This is a genomic window from Duganella sp. GW822-FHT06D06, from assembly GCF_058799615.1.
Genome location: NZ_JBXALQ010000001.1, coordinates 515,181 through 532,915, shown reverse-complemented (window position 1 = coordinate 532,915; position 17,735 = coordinate 515,181). Strand labels below are relative to the sequence as shown.

The following is a 17,735-nucleotide window of genomic DNA, read 5'->3' as shown; positions in this document are numbered from 1 at the left end:
ACGGATTATTCGGTCGGCACCGTGCCTGGCGCCGGTTGCGGCGGCGGCATCACGGTCGGCGGGATCGCCATCTGCATGACCGGCAGCGGGCTGGTCAGCACATCGAGGATGGCGGCCGATTCCGCATCCGGCACGCCGTCATACAGCGACTGGCGATACTTGGACTGGAACACCACCAGCACATTGCTGGTGGCCAGGTCCAGCTCGCCCGTCTGCGGCACCGCGTAGCCGTGCTGGGCCAGCTTGCGCTGGAACCATGCGATATCCGGCAACTGCTGCTGGAAGCCCGGCAGGCGCGCCGCCACGCGGCTCGCTTCCGGCCACGCGACCAGGCCGGCGTCGGCCAGCTGCTTCCACGGGAACATCGGACCGGGATCCTGCTTGCGCTGCGGCGCGATATCGTTGTGGCCGAGGATGTTTTCCGGCTTGATGTCGTGGCGCGCGACGATCTGCTTCAACAGCAAAATCAGCTGGTCGATCTGCGCCTGCGGGAACGGCGCGTACACGCGGCCCTGCGGCGTTTCGACAAAGCCCGGATTGACGATCTCGATGCCGATCGACGCCGAGTTGAGCTGGTTGTAGATCTTCCAGCTGCTCAGGCCGGCGTGGTTGGCCTGGCGCGACTCGTCCACCAGCGTGTAGAAGAAGGGCTGCTCCGTATCGGTCAGCAGGTAGTGCGCGCTGACTTCCTGCTGGGTCAGGATCTTGATCGAACGCGGCAGGTCGCTGACCGTGTAGTGGATGATGATGTACTTGACGCGGTCGCTCTGGCTGCGCGCGCTCAGCGTGGTATCGAGGCGCGGTCCGGCGGGCGGTGCGGTGGCGCAACCGGCCAGCAGGGCGACGGCGGTGGACAGGGCGGCAAGCGGAAGGATCTTCATCATTGGCGTTCTCGGCAGCGGTTCAATTCCGTGAGTGTAGAGCAATGCGGGCCGCAGCGTGGTGCGACTGCGCTTCTTTTTGCCGCAGCGACAGTTCCGGCGGCAGCGCCGCGCGCATCGCCTGCGCGATCAGCGGATGCAGCATGGCGGCCCGGCCGCTCAGCACCAGCGGCCGCGGACCGTAGCGGCCCACCAGCGCCAGCGCGATGCGCGCCAACTCCTGGCCGGCCCGTTCGAGAATGGCGCGCGCCACCGGATCGGCATCGGCGCTGGCGGCCACGGCCAAGGCCAGGCGGCCGATGGCGCCCCGGTCCTGGCCGTAGATGAACTGGCGCGACAAGGCCCAGTCGCTGCCGCCGACCTGCTCGAACACCGCGCGCGCCATCGGCGATCGCCGCCACGCGTCGGGTTGCTCGTCCTCCAGCCGCCAGATGTGGCGCATCGCTTCGCGCGCGATCCAGAAGCCGCCGCCGCCGTCGTCCAACGTGACGCCGCGTCCGCCGGCGCGGTGGAACTCGCCGTCCTCGGCGATCCAGGCGGCGATGGAGCCGGTGCCGGCGTAGACCAGGTAGCCTTCGCCGGGCGCGAAGCTGTCGAGGTAGGCGATCTCCACGTCGTTGCGCAGCATGACCGCCGGCGGCGCGACTTGCAGCAGTTCCGCCAGCCATTGCGCGGGCAGCGTGGCCATGCCGTCAAAGCCGGTCAGGCCGGCGCACACGCCGTACGGCTTGCCCACCGCCAGCACCTGCGTCGCCAGCATCGAGAAGATGCCGCGCACCGCATCGCGGCCGGCGGTGTTGCCCATCTGCGTGGCGGACATGCCGGCCACCGCGCCTTCGGCCACGATCGCACCTGCCGCGTCGGCCAATGCCCAGCGGGTTTGCGTGCCGCCCGCGTCGATGCCCAGTCCCAGCTCGCCCATGTTTCGCTCCGTAATGGTCAATGACGGTCAGCGCATGACGCTGATACGTTCGCTTTCATTGCCCAGGCGGTCGATGGCGCTGACCACCACCGCCTGCGCCGCGCCGGCCGTCGCATCGTCCGGCAACAGCAACACCGCACGCGAGGCGGGCGCCACCGCGAAGCGCCATTCCGAACCGTAGCGCGACCAGATCGCATAATGCGCGACCGGCTTGCCGGCGCCGGCCGACAGCCTCAGCCCCACGCCATTGCCTTCGCGCCGCACTGCCACGCCCGGCGCCAGCGGCAGGTCCGAACCCAGCCACGGACTGGCCGGGGACAGCGCGGCCGTTTGGTACGACTGCGCCTTGAGCTGATCGGCGATGCCCTTGCGGTTGTCCATCAGCGCGGCGATGCTGAAATGCAGGTGGCCCTGCACGCCGGCGCGGCTGCGCGTGACGCCTATCTGCTTGACGATCTCTTCCGGCGCGATCGCCTTGGCGCTGTTGTCGATGCGGCTGGTGTTCAGGCCCGGCCAGACGTGGCGCGCGCGGGTGTTCTGCGCCAGCCAGTAGTCGAGCAGCACGTCGAACGCTTGCGGCGCCTGCGCCACCGGCCAGTACAACTGCGGCGCCAGGTAGTCGAGCCAGCCGTTGGCCAGCCACAGTTCGGCGTCCGCGTACAGCTTGTCGTACTGGCTGAAGCCGACGATGCCGGCCGGGCGCCGGTCCGGGCGGCCGATGCCGAACGGGCTGATGCCGAAGCGCACCCAGCTCTTTTCCTTGTGGATGCCGAGGTACATCGCCTCGATCAGCGCATTGACGTTCTGGCGGCGCCAGCCGGCGCGGTCCAGCGTGCCGCCGCCCAGCAGATAGTGCTGCCATGACGGCTGGTCCGGGAACTCCAGCTCCTGCTTCTGGCCGACGCCGGCGTCCAGCGCCACGCCTTCCGGGCCGGCCGTGCCGGCGGCCGTGTCGATCGGGTAGGGATAGAAATAATCGTCGATGTGGACGCCGTCGATATCGTAGCGGCGCACCACGTCCAGCACCACGTCCAGCGTGTGCCGCGAGGCGACCGCTTCGCCCGGATCCATCCACAGGTAGCGGCCGTAGGACTTGACCACCTCGGGATTGGTGCTGCCGATGTGGTTGCGCGCCAGCGGCGACTTGGCCGTGGCGTGGCGGGCGCGGTAGGGATTGAACCAGGCATGCAGCTGCAGTCCGCGCGCATGGGCCTGCTCGATCCAGTATTGCAACGGATCCCAGGCGGTGGCGGGGGCGCGGCCCTGCTGGCCGGTCAGGAACTCGGACCACGGCTCCAGCTCGGACGGGTAGATCGCATCCGCGCTCGGCCGCACCTGCAGCACGATGGCGTTCAAGTTCAGCGCCTGCGCGCGGTCGAGGATGGCGAGCGCTTCGGCCTGCTGCTTGGCCATGCTCAGGTTGCTGCGGCTGGGCCAATCGATGTTGGCCACGGTCGACACCCACGCTGCGCGGAACTCGCGCGGCGCCGGCGGCGGCATGTTCATATCGAAAGGCGCCGCCGGGGCCACAGGCGCGGTCGCCCCGGCCGCCGGCGGACGCGGCGCGGCGGCGGTGGGCGGGACAGGCGCGATCGGTGTGCTGGAACAACCGTCCAGCAGCGCGGCCAGGGCGCCGGCCATGCCGGCGGACAGCGTCAGCCGCTTCTTTACGTTAAAAACCAAAACCATTCCCCGAATCTGTTGAGCACCGTATTGTAATGCGCTGGGCGATTATTTTTTGCCGAACTCTGAATCGATCCGTACCAGCGCCGTCATCGCGAACGCCGGCAGGGTGGAAATGCAGGCCCAGATGAAGAAATATTGATAACCCAGGTGCTGCTGTATCCAGCCGCTGACCATGCCAGGCAACATCATGCCGAGCGCCATGAAGCCGGTGCAGATCGCGTAATGGGCGGTCTTGTGCTCGCCGTCCGCCACCAGCACCATGTACAGCATGAAGGCGGCGAAGCCGAAGCCGTAGCCGAACTGTTCCACCGCCAGGCAGGCGGAGATCAGCACGGTGCTGGTCGGCAGCGCGGTGGCCAGGTAGACGAACACCAGGTCCGGCACGTGCATGATGAACACCATCGGCCACAGGCTGCGCTTGAGGCCGAAGCGGGAAATCACCACGCCGCCGGCCAGCCCGCCCAGCACCAGCGCGCACACGCCGACGGTGCCGTAGACCACGCCGAAGGTCTCGGTGCTCAGGCCGAGTCCGCCTTGCGCGCGCGGATCGAGCAGGAAGGGCGCGGCCATCTTCAGCAACTGCGCCTCGCCGAGGCGGTACAGCAGCAGAAAGCCCAGCGTGGCCTTGATGCCCGGCTTCTGGAAGTAGCTGTGGAAAGTGCGCAGGAAATCCTTCCACAGCGCGTCGCCGCCGGCATGGCTGCGGTCGGAATCGGGGCGGGGCAGGATGAACTGGTGATAGCCGCTCAAGGCCAGCATCAAGGCCGCCATCAAGCAGAACACCACCGACCAGGCCCAGGCGGGATCGCCGCTGGACCTGGCCAGCTTGCCGGCCAGGTAGACCAGGCCGCCTTGTCCGGCGATCATCGCCAGCTTGTAGAACGCGCTGCGCACGCCGACGAACGCGGCCTGCTGGTGCTGGGTCGGCAGGCCGAGCATGTAGTAGCCGTCGGAGGCGATATCGTGGGTGGCCGAGCTGAACGCCATCAGCCACAGCAAGGCCAGGCTCATGCGGAAGAAGTCGGGCAGGTGCAAAGTCAGCGCCACCGAGGCCAGCGCCGCGCCGGTCAGCAATTGCAGCAAAACGATCCAGCGCCGCTTGGTGCCGAACAACTCCACGATGGGCGACCACAGCGGCTTGATCACCCACGGCAAATACAGCCACGCGGTATAAAATGCCAGATCGGTATTGGACACGCCGAGATTCTTGTACATCACGGTCGACAACATCATCACCGCGACGTAAGGCACAGCCTGGCTAAATGAAATACTAGGCACCCAGGCCCAGGCACTGCGTTGTTGCGCTCGATCCATACATCCTTCGATTTTGTTCGGCAAAATTCGGACTACAATACAGACAGCCATCGGAGATCGAGACATGTCCACGCCAGCCGATACCCAAAGCAAGCCAGAAACGCTCACCATACGCATGGGTTCGGAAGAACGCAACCTCATCGAGCGCGCCGCCAAAGCCTCTGGCAAAGATCGCAACGATTTCATCCTGGATGCCTTGCGGCGTGCAGCAGACGACGCGTTGCTGGACCAAGTCAATATTATCGCAACGCCGGAAGCCTACGCGGAGTTCCTGGCAAGGCTGGACATGCCCCCTGCGCCCAACGCGCACTTGCTTAAAACCATGCAAACCAAGGCGCCTTGGGACAAAAAATGATCATACGGCCACCGGAGCCGATGACCAGCCAGCATGCTGCCAATCGCTTTTCGTGCGGAGTCGATAGCCTGGATGTGTGGCTTAACCGTCGCGCCATGCCAAACCAGGTTAGCGGTGCATCACGTACCTTTGTCATCTGCCAGGGGAAAAGCGTGGTCGCATATTACGCGCTAGCGGCAAGCGCCATCAACGCCAGCGCAGCCGCAGGATCTTTTCGTCGCAACATGCCTGATCCCATTCCAGTCGTGTTGCTCGGACGCCTCGCCATCGACCGGCGCCTTCAAGGAAAAATGCTGGGCCGGGCATTGGCTCGCGATGCCAGCCATCGCGTTCTTCAAGCCGCCGAAGCGATCGGCATCCGCGGCGTCATTACCCACGCGCTGACACCGGCGGCCAAATCGTTTTACGAGCGAGTCGGCTTCGCTGTTTCGCCGCTGGACGCTATGACGCTGATGATCACGCTGTCGAATCTAGCCGCAGCGATGACGGCGCCCCGCAGTTAAGCATAATCACGGCTTCAAGGCGCGGCGGACGTTGCCGTCCGAGGCGTCGAGCAGGTTTTGTGCGTCTTCGATGGAGGTGTTTTTCAGCAGCGCGACGATGGCGACTTTGACGTGGAAGTGGCAGCGCTCCAGCACGCCGCGCGCGATGTCGGCTTCGACGCCGGTGGCGTGCATGGTCAGCCGTACCGCGCGCTCGACCAGCTTGACATTGGTGGCGTGCATGTCCACCATCAGGTTGCCGTAGACTTTGTTCAACCTCACCATCAAGGCGCTCGACAAGGTGTTCAGCACGATCTTCTGCGCCGTGCCCGCCTTCAGCCGCGTGCTGCCGGAGATCACTTCCGGTCCGGTGTCGATGGTAATGCCGATGTCGGCGCCCGCCGTCAGCGGCGTGCCGACGTTGTTGGCGATGCCTACCGTCAAAGCGCCCACCGTGCGCGCCGCCTGCATGGCGCCCAGCACATACGGCGTGGTGCCCGATGCGGCCACCAGCAACACCACGTCGTTGTAGACCGGATAGAGCAGCCGCAGGTCGGAAGCGCCCTTGGCGCGATCGTCCTCGGCCCCTTCCACCGCCTCGAACATGGCGCCGAGGCCGCCGGCCAGCAGGGCAACGGCGCGCTCATGCGGCCAGGAGAAGGTGGGGAACAGCTCCACGCTGTCGAGTATGCCCAGCCGTCCCGACGTGCCGGCGCCGACATACACCAGCCGTCCGCCGGCGGCGATGCGCGGCGCCATCGCCTGCACGGCGGCTGTGATGCTGGGCTCGGCGGCTTGCACCGCCCGCAGCGCGTGGGTCTGGTCCTCGACCAGCGCCGCCACCAATGCCTCAACCGAATATTGATCCAGCTGCGCGTGCTGCGTACTCGGCGTTTCGGTTTTTAGCATAAGTAGTTGTGTTACGTTGCGCGACGCATCTCCGCGACGAAATCATAGTGATCGCTGTGGCAATACGAATGCGTCAGCTCCATCGCCTCGCCCGATTCCAGATAGGCAATACGGGTAATGTACAACACCGCCTGCCCCTCGGGTACACCCAATTGCTTGGCCAGCTCGGCCGACGCGTTCATCGCGCGGATGTGCTGCAAGGCGCGCGCCGGCGCCTGGCCTATGCTTTCCAGGTACTGGTAGAGCGAGGCGCCGACCGCGTTCGGGTCGTTGAGCACGGTCTGCGGCAGCACCGACACTTCATACGCCATCACCACATCGTCGGCCAGGCGCAGACGCTCCAGCCGCGCCACCTTGGAATACGGCGACAGGCCCAGGCTCAGCTGTTCTTCCGGCGTCGGCGTCACCACCGCGCGCTTGAGCCAGCGCGAACCGGGGATGTGGCCGCGCTGCTGCAATTGTTCGGAAAAACTGGTCAGGTTGGACAGCGGCTGCTCGATGCGCGGCGCAATATAATTGCCCGATCCGCGACGGCGCACCACCAATCCCTGGTCCACCAGCTGGTCGATCGCCTTGCGCGCGGTCACCCGCGACACGTTCAGCAACTCCGACAAGGTCCGTTCGGACGGCAACGCCTGGTCCACCTGGTAGCGGCCGTTATGCACATCATCGCTTAATTTGCGGGCAATTTGCATGTACAGCGGCGTACTGTCATTGGCATCCGCCTTGAATTCAAAACTGGTCTGGCTCATTCAAATCTCCTCACGCCTCTAGTGTAATAGCGTTACAGAAAACATGTACGCATCAGGACGTTGAAAATAACAATATTTGTACACATAGCATAACGGCAAGCCCGGCGGAATGCGGCTATTTGGCGGATAATGCTGGATCGCCACACCAGCCCGACCACCTGAATTCATGTCCAAGAAGTCCACCGCACCCGTGGCCTGCCCCTGCGGCGGCCCCTCCCTGGCAAGCTGCTGCGGCCCGTATATCGACGGCGCGGCCATCCCGCCGAGCGCAGAAACGCTGATGCGTTCGCGCTATACCGCCTATGTGCAGCGCAACGAGCCCTACCTGATGGCCACCTGGCACGCCAGCACCCGTCCGGCCGAGCCGATTATGAGCAACGAAGAAAAATTGCAGTGGCTGGGACTTGAGGTAAAATCTGCTTTACGTTTACGTCAACGTAAAGTCGAAGTTACTACGGATGATGCCGATCTGACCACGGATACGGTGGAGTTTGTCGCCCGGTTCAAGACCAATGGCAGGGCGCAGCGTCTGCACGAGATCAGTAATTTTGTCCGCGAGCCGGCCGAAGGCGGGCTGCGCTGGTTTTACGTTGACGGTAGTTTTCCAGAATAAATCATCAGGACGCGGCGGAGACACCGCGCAGAAAAAGGAAAAGCAATGCCGCAGATCGAAAGCAAACTCAATCCCCGCAGCGAGGATTTCAAAGCCAACGTGGCCGCCATGCAGGCCGTCGTCGACGACCTGCGCGACAAGGTCGCCAAGATCGCCCTCGGCGGCGGCGAAGCGGCATCGGCCAAGCACGTCGCCCGCGGCAAACTGCTGCCGCGCGACCGCGTGCAGATGCTGCTCGATCCCGGCACGCCTTTCCTCGAACTGTCGCAGATGGCCGCCTACGGCATGTACCAGGACGCCAACGGCGCCGACGCCGCGCCGGCGGCCGGCATCATCACCGGCATCGGCCGCGTGGCCGGCCAGGAGTGCGTGATCGTCTGTAACGACGCTACCGTCAAGGGCGGCACCTACTATCCGATCACGGTCAAGAAGCACCTGCGCGCGCAGGAGATCGCCGACCAGAACAACCTGCCGTGCATCTACCTGGTCGACTCGGGCGGCGCCAACCTGCCGAACCAGGACGACGTCTTCCCGGACCGCGACCACTTCGGCCGCATCTTCTACAACCAGGCCAACCTGTCGGCCAAGGGCATCCCGCAGATCGCCGTGGTGATGGGCTCCTGCACCGCCGGCGGCGCCTACGTGCCGGCGATGAGCGACGAATCGATCATCGTCAAGGAACAGGGCACCATCTTCCTCGGCGGCCCGCCGCTGGTGAAGGCCGCCACCGGCGAAGTGGTCACCGCTGAAGACCTGGGGGGCGGCGACGTCCACACCCGTTTGTCCGGCGTGGCCGACCACCTGGCGCAGAACGATCTGCACGCGCTGTCGCTGGCGCGCACCATCGTCTCCAATCTGAACCGCACCAAGCCGCAGCAGGGCGCGTTGCGCGAAGCGGCGGAACCGAAGTACGCCACCGAGGAACTGTACGGCGTGATCCCGGTCGACACCCGCAAGCCGTTCGATGTGCGCGAAGTGATCGCCCGCATCGTCGACGGCAGCGAGTTCGATGAATTCAAGGCGCGCTACGGCACCACGCTGATCTGCGGCTTCGCCCACATCTTCGGCATGAAGGTCGGCATCATCGCCAACAACGGCATCCTGTTCTCCGAGTCCGCACTGAAGGGCGCGCACTTCATCGAGCTGTGCGCGCAGCGCAAGATCCCGCTGGTGTTCCTGCAAAATATCACCGGCTTCATGGTCGGCCGCAAGTACGAAAACGAAGGCATCGCCCGCAACGGCGCCAAGATGGTGACGGCTGTCGCCACCGCCGCCGTGCCCAAGTTCACCGTCATCATCGGCGGCAGCTTCGGCGCCGGCAACTACGGCATGTGCGGCCGCGCGTTCTCGCCGCGCTTCATGTGGATGTGGCCTAACGCCCGCATTTCCGTCATGGGCGGCGACCAGGCGGCGTCGGTGCTGGCCACGGTCAAGCGCGACGGCATCGAGGGCAAGGGCGGTTCGTGGACGGCGGAAGAAGAAGCCGCGTTCAAGCAGCCGATCAAGGACCAGTACGAACACCAGGGCCACCCTTACTACGCCACCGCGCGCCTGTGGGACGACGGCGTGATCGACCCGGCCGACACCCGCATGGTGCTGGGCCTGGGCCTATCGGCCGCGCTCAATGCGGAAATCCCGGACACCAAGTTCGGCGTCTTCAGAATGTAAGCGGACGATGACCATGCAGACCCGATACCGTCACGGACTGGCAGCGCTGCTGCTGGCGGCGCCTTGCGCCTCGGCGCAGGCCGGCCCGTTGCCGGTGGTCGAGGCGAGCATGGGCGAGCAGGTCATCGCCATCTCCGCCAGGATAGCCGGCGCCGACATCGGCCTGCAAACCACCATCTACAAACCGCCGGGCGACGGACCGTTTCCGGTACTGTTCATGAACCACGGCAAAGCCGCCGGCGACGCGCACCAGCAGCAACGGGCGCGCTACCCGGTCATCAGCCGCGAGTTCGTCAAGCGCGGCTACGCGGTGGTGATCCCGATGCGGCTGGGTTTTGCCGGCTCGGGCGGCACCTACGTCAACTCGCACTGCCGCGCCAGGGAAAACGGCGAGGACCAGGCCTCGTCGCTGTACTCCGCGATGGCCTACGTGATGAAGCAACCGTGGGCGGACCAGCAGCACGTGATCCTGGCCGGCCAGTCGCACGGCGGCCTGACGGCGATCGCCGCCGGCAGCCATAACATCAGCGGCGTGCAGGGCGTCATCAACTTCGCCGGTGGCGTCAACAGCCGCTCGCACTGCGACTGGAAGGCCGCGCTGGTCGACGCCTTCAAGGCCTACGGCGCGGTCAGCACCACGCCGAGCATCTGGTTCTACGGCGCCAACGACCGGCACTTCGGCCCCGCGCTGGCGGCCGATATGCATGCGGCCTACACGGCCGGCGGCGGCAAGGCGCAGCTGGTGGCCTACGGACCGTTCAAGCGCGACGCGCACGGCATGAGCTCCAGCCCGGACGGCGTCGCCATCTGGCTGCCGGAGACCACGCGCTTCCTGCAAAGCGTCGGCATGCCGACCGAAATCAAATACACGATCAAGGACTAGAGATGAGCTTTACCACGCTGACCATCAGCCGCGAAGGCAAGGTCGCCACCGTCACGCTGAACCGCCCGGACGTACGCAACGCCTTCAACGAAACCACCATCGCCGAGATCACGCAAGCCTTCGGCGAGCTCGGTGCGGAGGAAGACCTGCGCGCGATTGTGCTGGCGGCGAACGGCCCGGCCTTCTGCGCCGGCGCCGACTTGAACTGGATGAAAAAAATGGCGGGCTACACGCACGCCGAAAACCATGCCGACGCTCTGCAACTGGCGGAGATGCTGCGCACGATCTATCTGTGTCCCAAGCCCGTGGTGGCCAAGGTGCAGGGCGATTGCTACGCCGGCGGCATGGGCCTGGTCTCCGCGTGCGACATCATCGTCGCGGTCGACCAGGCCAATTTCTGCCTGAGCGAAGTGAAGCTGGGACTGATCCCCGCCACCATTTCGCCGTATGTGATCAAGGCCATGGGCGAGAACGCTTCGCGCCGCTACTTCCTGACCGCCGAGCGATTCGGCGCGCAGGAAGCGCTGCGCATCGGCTTCGCGCACGAAGTGGTGGCCGCCGACGCGCTCGACGCCAAGGTGGCGGAGATCGTCAAGGCGCTGGTCAACAACAGCCCGAACGCCGTGCAGCAAGCCAAGGTGCTGGTGCGCGACGTGGTTGGGCAAACCGTCAACGATGCGCTGCTGGCCGATACCGCCGAGCGCATCGCCCATATCCGCGCCTCGGAACAGGGCCGCGAAGGCGTGGCCTCGTTCCTGGAGAAGCGCAAACCGTCATGGTTGAATTGAGTCTGGAGCAGTTTTGGAATTGAATAAACAAAGCGACTGGGTCGCGCGCAGCCTGCGCAGCGTATGGCATCCGTGCACCCAGATGCAGCACCATGAAACCATCCCCCTGATCCCGGTCAAGAGCGGCAAGGGTGCGTGGCTGTACGACCATGAAGGCCGCCGCTACCTGGACGCGATCAGCTCCTGGTGGGTGAACCTGTTCGGCCACGCCAACCCGCGCATCAACGCCGCGCTGAAGGACCAGCTGGACACGCTGGAACACGCGATGCTGGCCGGCTTCACGCACGAACCGGTGATCGAGCTGTCGGAAAAACTGTCGGCGCTGACCGGCCATGTGCTCGGCCACAGCTTCTACGCCAGCGACGGCGCATCTGCGGTGGAAATCGCGCTGAAAATGAGCTTCCACTCCTGGCGCAACAACGGCAAGAGCGGCAAGCAGGAATTCGTCTGCCTCAAAGGCAGCTACCACGGCGAGACCATCGGCGCCCTGGCCGTGACCGACGTCGCCCTGTTCAAGGACGCCTACGGCCCGCTGCTGCGCGCCTCGCAAACGGTGATGTCGCCGGACGCCCGTAAAGCCGGGGATGGCGAAACCGCCGAAGACGTGGCCCGCAAAGCCGCCGCCGACGTCGAGCGCCTGTTCATCGAACGCGCCGACCAGATCGCCGCCATCATCATCGAACCGCTGGTGCAATGCGCCACCGGCATGGCGATGCACGACCCGCTGTACCTGAAGCTGGTGCGCGAACTGTGCGACCGCCACTCGGTACACCTGATCCTCGACGAAATCGCCGTCGGCTGCGGCCGCACCGGCAGCTTCTTCGCCTGCGAGCAAGCCGGCATATGGCCGGACTTCCTGTGCCTGTCCAAGGGCATCAGCGGCGGCTACCTGCCGCTGTCGCTGGTGATGACGCGCGACGAGATCTACCAGTCCTTCTACAGCAACGACGTCACGCGCGGCTTCCTGCACTCGCACTCCTACACCGGCAATCCGCTGGCCTGCCGCGCCGCGCTGGCGACGCTGCAGATCTTCGAGGAAGACGATGTGCTGGCGGCCAACCGCGTGAAGGCCGCGCGCCTGACCGCCGCGCTGCAACCGCTGGCGCAGCACCAGCAGGTGCGCAACTTCCGCCAGCGCGGCATGATCTGGGCCTTCGACGCCATCGACGCCGCGCCGGACTTCTCGCGCCGCTTCTTCGCCACGGCGGTGGAGCACGAGCTGCTGATGCGCCCCATCGGCTCCACCGTCTACATGATGCCGCCGTATATCCTCAACGACGAGGAAATCGACGGCCTCGCCGCCAACACGCTGGCCGTGTTCGACAAAGTGATGGCGGGCTGACCATGGAAATGCTGAACCAACTCAAGCAGCAGCTGCAAGCGCTGGAAGAACAGGACCTGATCCGCACCCGCCGCACGGTCGACACGCCCTGCGGTCCGCGCGTGTCGGTCGGTGGCCGCGAGCTGCTGGCCTTCTGCACCAACGACTACCTGGGCCTGGCCAACCACCGCAGCATCAAACTGGCGCTGCAGGAAGGCGCGGCGATGTACGGCGTCGGCAGCGGCGCCTCGCACCTGATCAGCGGCCACGGTCGCGCCCACGCCATGCTGGAAGAGCGGCTGGTGGAATTCGTCGGCGACCATCTGGTGTCGCCGCGCGCGCTCACCTTCTGCACCGGCTACATGGCCAACCTGGCCATCGTCACCGGCCTGACCGCCGCCGACCGCGACGCCGACATCTTCTCCGAATCGCTGAACCATGCCTCGCTGATCGACGGCGCCCGCCTGTCGCGCGCCAACGTCCAGGTCTACCCGCATGCCGACCTGGAAGCGCTGGCCCGGCTGCTGGCAGCGTCCAAGGCCGCTACCAAGCTGGTAGTGACGGACAGCGTCTTCAGCATGGATGGCGACCTGGCGCCGCTGCCGCAGCTGCTGGCCTTGTGCGAGCAACACGGCGCCTGGCTGGTGGTGGACGACGCTCACGGCTTCGGCACCTTGGGCGACAACGGCCACGGCGCGTTGGAGCACTTCAAGCTGCGCTCGCCCAACCTGGTCTATATGGGCACGCTGGGCAAGGCGGCCGGCGTCAGCGGCGCTTTCGTCGCCGCGCACGAGACGGTGATCGAAACGCTGATCCAGAAGGCCCGCCCCTACATCTTCACCACCGCCACGCCGCCGGCGCTGGCGCACGCGCTGCTGACCAGCCTTGAGCTGCTGGAAGGCGACGAAGGCCGCAACCGCCGCGCACAGCTGCAAGCTTTGGTGGCACAATTGGACGATGGCCTGCGCCTGAAGCGCTGGCAGCGCCTGCCCTCGATGACTGCGATCCAGCCCATCCTGATCGGCGATAATGCCGAGACCATGCGCGCCGGCGCGGCCCTGTACGAGCAGGGCCTGTGGGTCGGCACCATCCGTCCGCCGACCGTGGCGCCGGGCACCTCGCGCCTGCGCGTGACACTGTCCGCAGGGCATAGCAGCATGGAAGTCGCGAAACTGATAGCCGCGATCAATGCATTGGAAAGGACTTGATATGAGTCTCGACGATCCCGTCATAACTGTGGACACACCGCGCACGCAGGTGCAACCGGCGCCCGCCGCCACCGGCATGCCGCCGCGTTTCAGCTGTTTTGTCACCGGCACCGACACCGAAATCGGCAAGACGCTGGTCTCATCGGCGATGCTGCATGCGCTGGTGCAGGCCGGCGTGCGCGCCTGCGGCATGAAGCCGGTGGCCGCCGGCACCGAACTGCGCGACGGCGCCTGGCGCAACGACGACTGCGACCAGCTGGCCGCCGCCGGCAATGTCCACCTGCCGCAATCGATCACCACGCCGTTCCTGCTGAAGGAACCGGCCGCGCCGCACATCGCCGCCGCGCTGGAAGGCGTGACGATTTCGCCGGTGCCCATCCTGGCGGCCTACGTCGAAATCAACGCCGCCTCCGACGCCACGGTGGTGGAAGGCGTGGGCGGCTTCCGCGTGCCGCTGAACGACGATTTCGACACCGCCGACCTGGCCGAGCAGCTCGACCTGCCGGTGGTGCTGGTGGTCGGCCTGCGGCTGGGCTGCATCAGCCACGCGCTGCTGACGGTGGAAGCGATCGAAGCGCGCGGCCTGCGCCTGGCCGGCTGGGTCGCCAACGAAACGCAGGACGACATGGCCTTCGCCGACGAAAACGTCGCCGCGCTGGAACAACGCATCAGCGCACCGCTGCTGGGCCGCGTGCCGCGCCTGGCCGAACCCGGCGCGCAGGCCGCCGCCGCCCATATCGATTTTACGCAGCTGCCGAATTGGCCAGCTCAAAACAAACTTTGAACGAAGAAGGAATCACGATGTCCCAGAACACCCTCCAAGAACCGAAAATCGTAGCGCTGCACCGTCCGACGGCCGCCATCACCTTGCCGCCTGCCGCAACGTGGCCGCTGGAAGACGTGATGGCATTGTTCGACCTGCCGTTCAATGACCTGATGTTCCGCGCCCAGCAAACCCACCGCACCAACTTCCCTGAGGGCGACGTCGAATTGGCCACGCTGCTGTCGATCAAGACCGGCGGCTGCGAGGAAGACTGCGGCTACTGCCCGCAGGCGGCGCGCTACGACACCGGCGTCGAAGCCAAGAAGATCCTCGACATCGACACCGTGCTCGATGCGGCCCGCCAGGCCAAGGACAACGGCGCCACCCGCTTCTGCATGGGCGCCGCATGGCGCAGCCCTAAGGACCGCGACATGGACAAGGTCGAAGAGATGGTGCGCGAAGTGAAGGCGCTGGGCCTGGAGACTTGCGCCACGCTGGGCATGCTGGAAGAAAAACAGGCCGAACGCCTGAAGGCCGCCGGCCTCGATTACTACAACCACAACCTGGACACCGCGCCTGAGTTCTACGACAACGTGATCTCCACCCGCGAATACCAGGACCGCCTGGATACGCTGGGCCGCATCCGCGAAGCGGGCCTGAAGGTCTGCTGCGGCGGCATCGTCGGCATGGGCGAGTCGCGCCTGCAGCGCGCCGGCTTGATCGCGCAGCTGGCCAACCTGAATCCGTATCCTGAATCGGTGCCGGTCAACCACCTGGTGCAGGTGGAAGGCACGCCGCTGTACGGCATGGACCCGCTGGACCCGTTCGAATTCGTGCGCACCATCGCCGTGGCCCGCATCACGATGCCGAAGGCGCGCGTGCGTCTGTCGGCAGGCCGCCGCCAGATGGGCGAAGCGGTGCAAGCCATGTGCTTCCTGGCCGGCGCCAATTCGATCTTCTACGGCGACAAGCTGCTGACCACCGACAACCCGGAAGCGGAAGACGACCGCGCGCTGCTGAACAAACTGGGCCTGAAAACCCGCGGCGCCGTGCTGGACTCGGCACCGAAGGAGAAGTGCGGCTGCTGATCCAGCCTGCGGTACCACCACACGATAAAAAAACTTCCAGCCACAAGCTGCAAAGAGAGAGACCATGTTTACAAAAATACTGATCGCCAACCGTGGTGAAATCGCCTGCCGTGTAGCCGCCACCGCGCGCCGCATGGGCATCAAGACCGTCGCCGTGTACTCGGAAGCGGACGCCAATGCCAAGCACGTCGCGGTATGCGACGAAGCGGTGCTGATCGGCCCCGCGGCCGCCAAGGAAAGCTATCTGCGCGGCGAGAAGATCATCGCCGTCGCCAAGGCCACCGGCGCGCAAGCGATCCATCCCGGCTATGGCTTCCTGTCCGAGAACGCCGAATTCGCCGACGCCTGCGCCGAAGCGGGCCTGGTGTTCATTGGCCCGCCGGCATCGGCGATGCGCGCGATGGGCTCCAAGTCCGCCGCCAAGCAGCTGATGGAGAAGGCCAATGTGCCGCTGGTGCCCGGCTACCACGGCGAGCAGCAGGACGCCGACTTCCTGCACGCGCAGGCCGACAAGATCGGCTACCCGGTGCTGCTGAAGGCTTCGGCCGGCGGCGGCGGCAAGGGCATGCGCGTGATCGAGAACTCGACGCAGTTCAAGGACGCGCTGGCATCGTGCAAGCGCGAGGCGATCAGTTCCTTCGGCGACGACAAGGTGCTGGCGGAGAAATACCTCCAGCGTCCGCGCCACATTGAAATCCAGGTGTTTGCCGATACCCTCGGCAACTGCATCTACCTGTTCGAGCGCGATTGCTCGGTGCAGCGCCGCCACCAGAAAGTGCTGGAAGAAGCGCCTGCGCCAAACATGCCGGCAGAACGCCGCGCGGCGATGGGCGAGGCGGCGGTCGCCGCCGCCAAGGCCGTCGGCTACGTCGGCGCCGGCACGGTGGAATTCATCGCCAACCAGGACGGCTCGTTCTACTTCATGGAGATGAACACCCGCCTGCAGGTTGAACACCCGGTCACCGAAATGATCACCGGGACCGACCTGGTGGAATGGCAGCTGCGCGTGGCCGCCGGCGAGCCGCTGCCGAAGCAGCAGCACGAACTGGCCATCAACGGCCACTCGATCGAAGCGCGTATCTACGCGGAGAATCCGGAGAAGGGCTTTCTGCCGTCGATCGGCACGCTGCGCCACATGGAAACGCCGGGTGCGGTCGCCTTTGAGCTGGGCGGCGCCGTCAACCTGCCGGCCGGCGTGCGCATCGATTCCGGCGTGCGCGCCGGCGACGCGATCTCGCCGTTCTACGATCCGATGATCGCCAAACTGATCGTCTGGGGAGCGGACCGCAAGCAGGCCTTGGCCCGCATGGCGCAAGCGCTGTCGCAGTACCAGATCGTCGGCCTGGCCACCAACATCGCCTTCCTGAAACGCCTGGTCGAAGGCCAGGCCTTCTCGACGGCCGACCTGGATACGGGCCTGATCGAACGCAATCACGACGCGCTGTTCCCGGCAGCGCAAGCCGCGCCGGATGCAGCACTGGCGCTGGCCGCCGTGTCGCTGATCGAATCCGAGAAGGACCGCTCCGCCGCGCAATCCGGCGCCAACGCCGCCGACCCATGGGGCCAGGCGCTGGGCTGGCGCATGAACCATCCTTATGTGCGCGCGCTGTCCTTCGGCGACGAGTTCGCGGCGGCCAAGCCGTACGGCGTCAACGTCAGCTACCGCGCCGCCGACTGGCTGTTCAGCGTCGGCACGGCGCAGCCGCAGGTACTGAGCCTGATGTCGCAGGATGGAAATGACTTCAGCATCAAGTTGGGCGAGCGCGCCGTGCACGGCACCGTGCGCCGCGACGGCGACATGCTGCACGTGTTCACCAACGGCGCGCACTATCCGCTGGCCTACAACGATCCGATGGCGCACGCCGGCGAGACCGAGGCCGAAGGCGGCCGCCTGACCGCGCCCATGCCCGGCAAGGTAGTCGCGGTGCTGGCCGCCAAAGGGCAGGAAGTGAAGAAGGGCGACGCCCTGGTCATCATGGAAGCCATGAAAATGGAACACACCATCGCCGCGCCGCACGATGGCGTGGTCGATGAAATCCTGTACAGCGTGGGCGACCAGGTGGCCGACGGTGCGCCGCTGCTGGCATTCAAGACGGCGTAAA

Annotated in this window: 17 protein-coding genes; 11 read left to right on the top strand and 6 right to left on the bottom strand. The window is 65.7% G+C overall.

Annotated elements, in window-relative coordinates:
* Positions 1 to 5: 5 nt before the first annotated feature.
* The 4 genes from AC1RMD_RS02490 to AC1RMD_RS02475 are packed head-to-tail and all read right to left on the bottom strand — an operon-like array spanning position 6 to position 4,803.
* Complete coding sequence (locus AC1RMD_RS02490; protein WP_492923565.1) at positions 6 to 881, bottom strand: N-acetylmuramoyl-L-alanine amidase; 876 nt, start codon at positions 879 to 881, stop codon at positions 6 to 8.
* 22 nt (positions 882 to 903) lie between these two features.
* Entirely contained in the window at positions 904 to 1,803 is a 900-nt protein-coding gene (locus AC1RMD_RS02485) for an N-acetylglucosamine kinase (protein ID WP_492923317.1), read from the bottom strand.
* A 27-nt stretch (positions 1,804 to 1,830) separates the two neighbouring features.
* Positions 1,831 to 3,492: a glycoside hydrolase family 10-like protein gene (locus tag AC1RMD_RS02480; protein ID WP_492923315.1), complete on the bottom strand. Its 1,662-nt coding sequence runs from the start codon at positions 3,490 to 3,492 to the stop codon at positions 1,831 to 1,833.
* 42 nt (positions 3,493 to 3,534) lie between these two features.
* The gene (locus AC1RMD_RS02475) at positions 3,535 to 4,803 is read right to left on the bottom strand and encodes an AmpG family muropeptide MFS transporter (RefSeq protein WP_492923313.1); all 1,269 of its coding nucleotides are present in this window, start codon (positions 4,801 to 4,803) and stop codon (positions 3,535 to 3,537) included.
* Between the two features lie 64 nt (positions 4,804 to 4,867).
* Here AC1RMD_RS02475 and AC1RMD_RS02470 point away from each other — a divergent pair, with 64 nt between their 5' ends.
* Together AC1RMD_RS02470 and AC1RMD_RS02465 are read left to right on the top strand one after the other, a co-directional pair.
* Positions 4,868 to 5,158 carry a type II toxin-antitoxin system TacA family antitoxin gene (locus AC1RMD_RS02470; protein ID WP_492923311.1) on the top strand — a complete coding sequence of 97 codons (291 nt, stop codon included), beginning with the start codon at positions 4,868 to 4,870 and terminating at the stop codon, positions 5,156 to 5,158.
* Between the two features lie 20 nt (positions 5,159 to 5,178).
* Positions 5,179 to 5,661 carry a GNAT family N-acetyltransferase gene (locus AC1RMD_RS02465; protein WP_492923309.1) on the top strand — a complete coding sequence of 161 codons (483 nt, stop codon included), beginning with the start codon at positions 5,179 to 5,181 and terminating at the stop codon, positions 5,659 to 5,661.
* A 6-nt stretch (positions 5,662 to 5,667) separates the two neighbouring features.
* On the opposite strand, the gene murQ is transcribed toward AC1RMD_RS02465, so the two are convergent.
* Entirely contained in the window at positions 5,668 to 6,549 is an 882-nt protein-coding gene (murQ, locus tag AC1RMD_RS02460; protein WP_492923307.1) for an N-acetylmuramic acid 6-phosphate etherase, read from the bottom strand.
* Between the two features lie 11 nt (positions 6,550 to 6,560).
* Complete coding sequence (locus tag AC1RMD_RS02455) at positions 6,561 to 7,301, bottom strand: GntR family transcriptional regulator (protein ID WP_008443158.1); 741 nt, start codon at positions 7,299 to 7,301, stop codon at positions 6,561 to 6,563.
* A 166-nt stretch (positions 7,302 to 7,467) separates the two neighbouring features.
* Here AC1RMD_RS02455 and AC1RMD_RS02450 point away from each other — a divergent pair, with 166 nt between their 5' ends.
* The 9 genes from AC1RMD_RS02450 (at position 7,468) to AC1RMD_RS02410 (ending at position 17,734) form a co-directional block, all read left to right on the top strand.
* A complete protein-coding gene (locus tag AC1RMD_RS02450) occupies positions 7,468 to 7,914 on the top strand; it encodes a YchJ family protein (RefSeq protein WP_492923305.1) in 447 nt (148 codons plus the stop codon).
* Between the two features lie 45 nt (positions 7,915 to 7,959).
* Complete coding sequence (locus AC1RMD_RS02445) at positions 7,960 to 9,582, top strand: carboxyl transferase domain-containing protein (protein WP_020703867.1); 1,623 nt, start codon at positions 7,960 to 7,962, stop codon at positions 9,580 to 9,582.
* Positions 9,583 to 9,595: 13 nt separating this feature from the next.
* Entirely contained in the window at positions 9,596 to 10,465 is an 870-nt protein-coding gene (locus AC1RMD_RS02440) for a dienelactone hydrolase family protein (protein ID WP_492923303.1), read from the top strand.
* Positions 10,466 to 10,467: 2 nt separating this feature from the next.
* Positions 10,468 to 11,253 (top strand): enoyl-CoA hydratase/isomerase family protein, encoded by a 786-nt coding sequence (locus AC1RMD_RS02435; protein WP_492923301.1) that lies wholly within the window; start codon positions 10,468 to 10,470, stop codon positions 11,251 to 11,253.
* Positions 11,254 to 11,266: 13 nt separating this feature from the next.
* Positions 11,267 to 12,595, top strand: coding sequence for an adenosylmethionine--8-amino-7-oxononanoate transaminase (bioA, locus tag AC1RMD_RS02430; RefSeq protein ID WP_492923299.1), 1,329 nt, complete (start codon positions 11,267 to 11,269; stop codon positions 12,593 to 12,595).
* A gap of 2 nt (positions 12,596 to 12,597) precedes the next feature.
* Positions 12,598 to 13,782, top strand: coding sequence for an 8-amino-7-oxononanoate synthase (bioF, locus tag AC1RMD_RS02425; protein ID WP_492923297.1), 1,185 nt, complete (start codon positions 12,598 to 12,600; stop codon positions 13,780 to 13,782).
* Between the two features lies 1 nt (position 13,783).
* Complete coding sequence (bioD, locus tag AC1RMD_RS02420) at positions 13,784 to 14,566, top strand: dethiobiotin synthase (protein WP_492923295.1); 783 nt, start codon at positions 13,784 to 13,786, stop codon at positions 14,564 to 14,566.
* Between the two features lie 17 nt (positions 14,567 to 14,583).
* Complete coding sequence (gene bioB / locus AC1RMD_RS02415; RefSeq protein ID WP_492923293.1) at positions 14,584 to 15,633, top strand: biotin synthase BioB; 1,050 nt, start codon at positions 14,584 to 14,586, stop codon at positions 15,631 to 15,633.
* A 64-nt stretch (positions 15,634 to 15,697) separates the two neighbouring features.
* Complete coding sequence (locus AC1RMD_RS02410) at positions 15,698 to 17,734, top strand: acetyl/propionyl/methylcrotonyl-CoA carboxylase subunit alpha (protein ID WP_492923291.1); 2,037 nt, start codon at positions 15,698 to 15,700, stop codon at positions 17,732 to 17,734.
* The last annotated feature ends 1 nt before the right edge of the window (position 17,735 follow it).

Coding starts and splice junctions, on each gene's coding strand:
- bioD (WP_492923295.1), top strand. CDS start 13,784: ATGAGTCTCGACGATCCCGTCATAACTGTGGACACACCGCGCACGCAG.
- AC1RMD_RS02485 (WP_492923317.1), bottom strand. CDS start 1,803: ATGGGCGAGCTGGGACTGGGCATCGACGCGGGCGGCACGCAAACCCGC.
- AC1RMD_RS02435 (WP_492923301.1), top strand. CDS start 10,468: ATGAGCTTTACCACGCTGACCATCAGCCGCGAAGGCAAGGTCGCCACC.
- bioB (WP_492923293.1), top strand. CDS start 14,584: ATGTCCCAGAACACCCTCCAAGAACCGAAAATCGTAGCGCTGCACCGT.
- AC1RMD_RS02455 (WP_008443158.1), bottom strand. CDS start 7,301: ATGAGCCAGACCAGTTTTGAATTCAAGGCGGATGCCAATGACAGTACG.
- AC1RMD_RS02410 (WP_492923291.1), top strand. CDS start 15,698: ATGTTTACAAAAATACTGATCGCCAACCGTGGTGAAATCGCCTGCCGT.
- AC1RMD_RS02465 (WP_492923309.1), top strand. CDS start 5,179: ATGACCAGCCAGCATGCTGCCAATCGCTTTTCGTGCGGAGTCGATAGC.
- AC1RMD_RS02490 (WP_492923565.1), bottom strand. CDS start 881: ATGAAGATCCTTCCGCTTGCCGCCCTGTCCACCGCCGTCGCCCTGCTG.
- murQ (WP_492923307.1), bottom strand. CDS start 6,549: ATGCTAAAAACCGAAACGCCGAGTACGCAGCACGCGCAGCTGGATCAA.
- AC1RMD_RS02475 (WP_492923313.1), bottom strand. CDS start 4,803: ATGGATCGAGCGCAACAACGCAGTGCCTGGGCCTGGGTGCCTAGTATT.
- bioF (WP_492923297.1), top strand. CDS start 12,598: ATGGAAATGCTGAACCAACTCAAGCAGCAGCTGCAAGCGCTGGAAGAA.
- AC1RMD_RS02445 (WP_020703867.1), top strand. CDS start 7,960: ATGCCGCAGATCGAAAGCAAACTCAATCCCCGCAGCGAGGATTTCAAA.
- AC1RMD_RS02480 (WP_492923315.1), bottom strand. CDS start 3,492: ATGGTTTTGGTTTTTAACGTAAAGAAGCGGCTGACGCTGTCCGCCGGC.
- AC1RMD_RS02470 (WP_492923311.1), top strand. CDS start 4,868: ATGTCCACGCCAGCCGATACCCAAAGCAAGCCAGAAACGCTCACCATA.
- AC1RMD_RS02450 (WP_492923305.1), top strand. CDS start 7,468: ATGTCCAAGAAGTCCACCGCACCCGTGGCCTGCCCCTGCGGCGGCCCC.
- AC1RMD_RS02440 (WP_492923303.1), top strand. CDS start 9,596: ATGCAGACCCGATACCGTCACGGACTGGCAGCGCTGCTGCTGGCGGCG.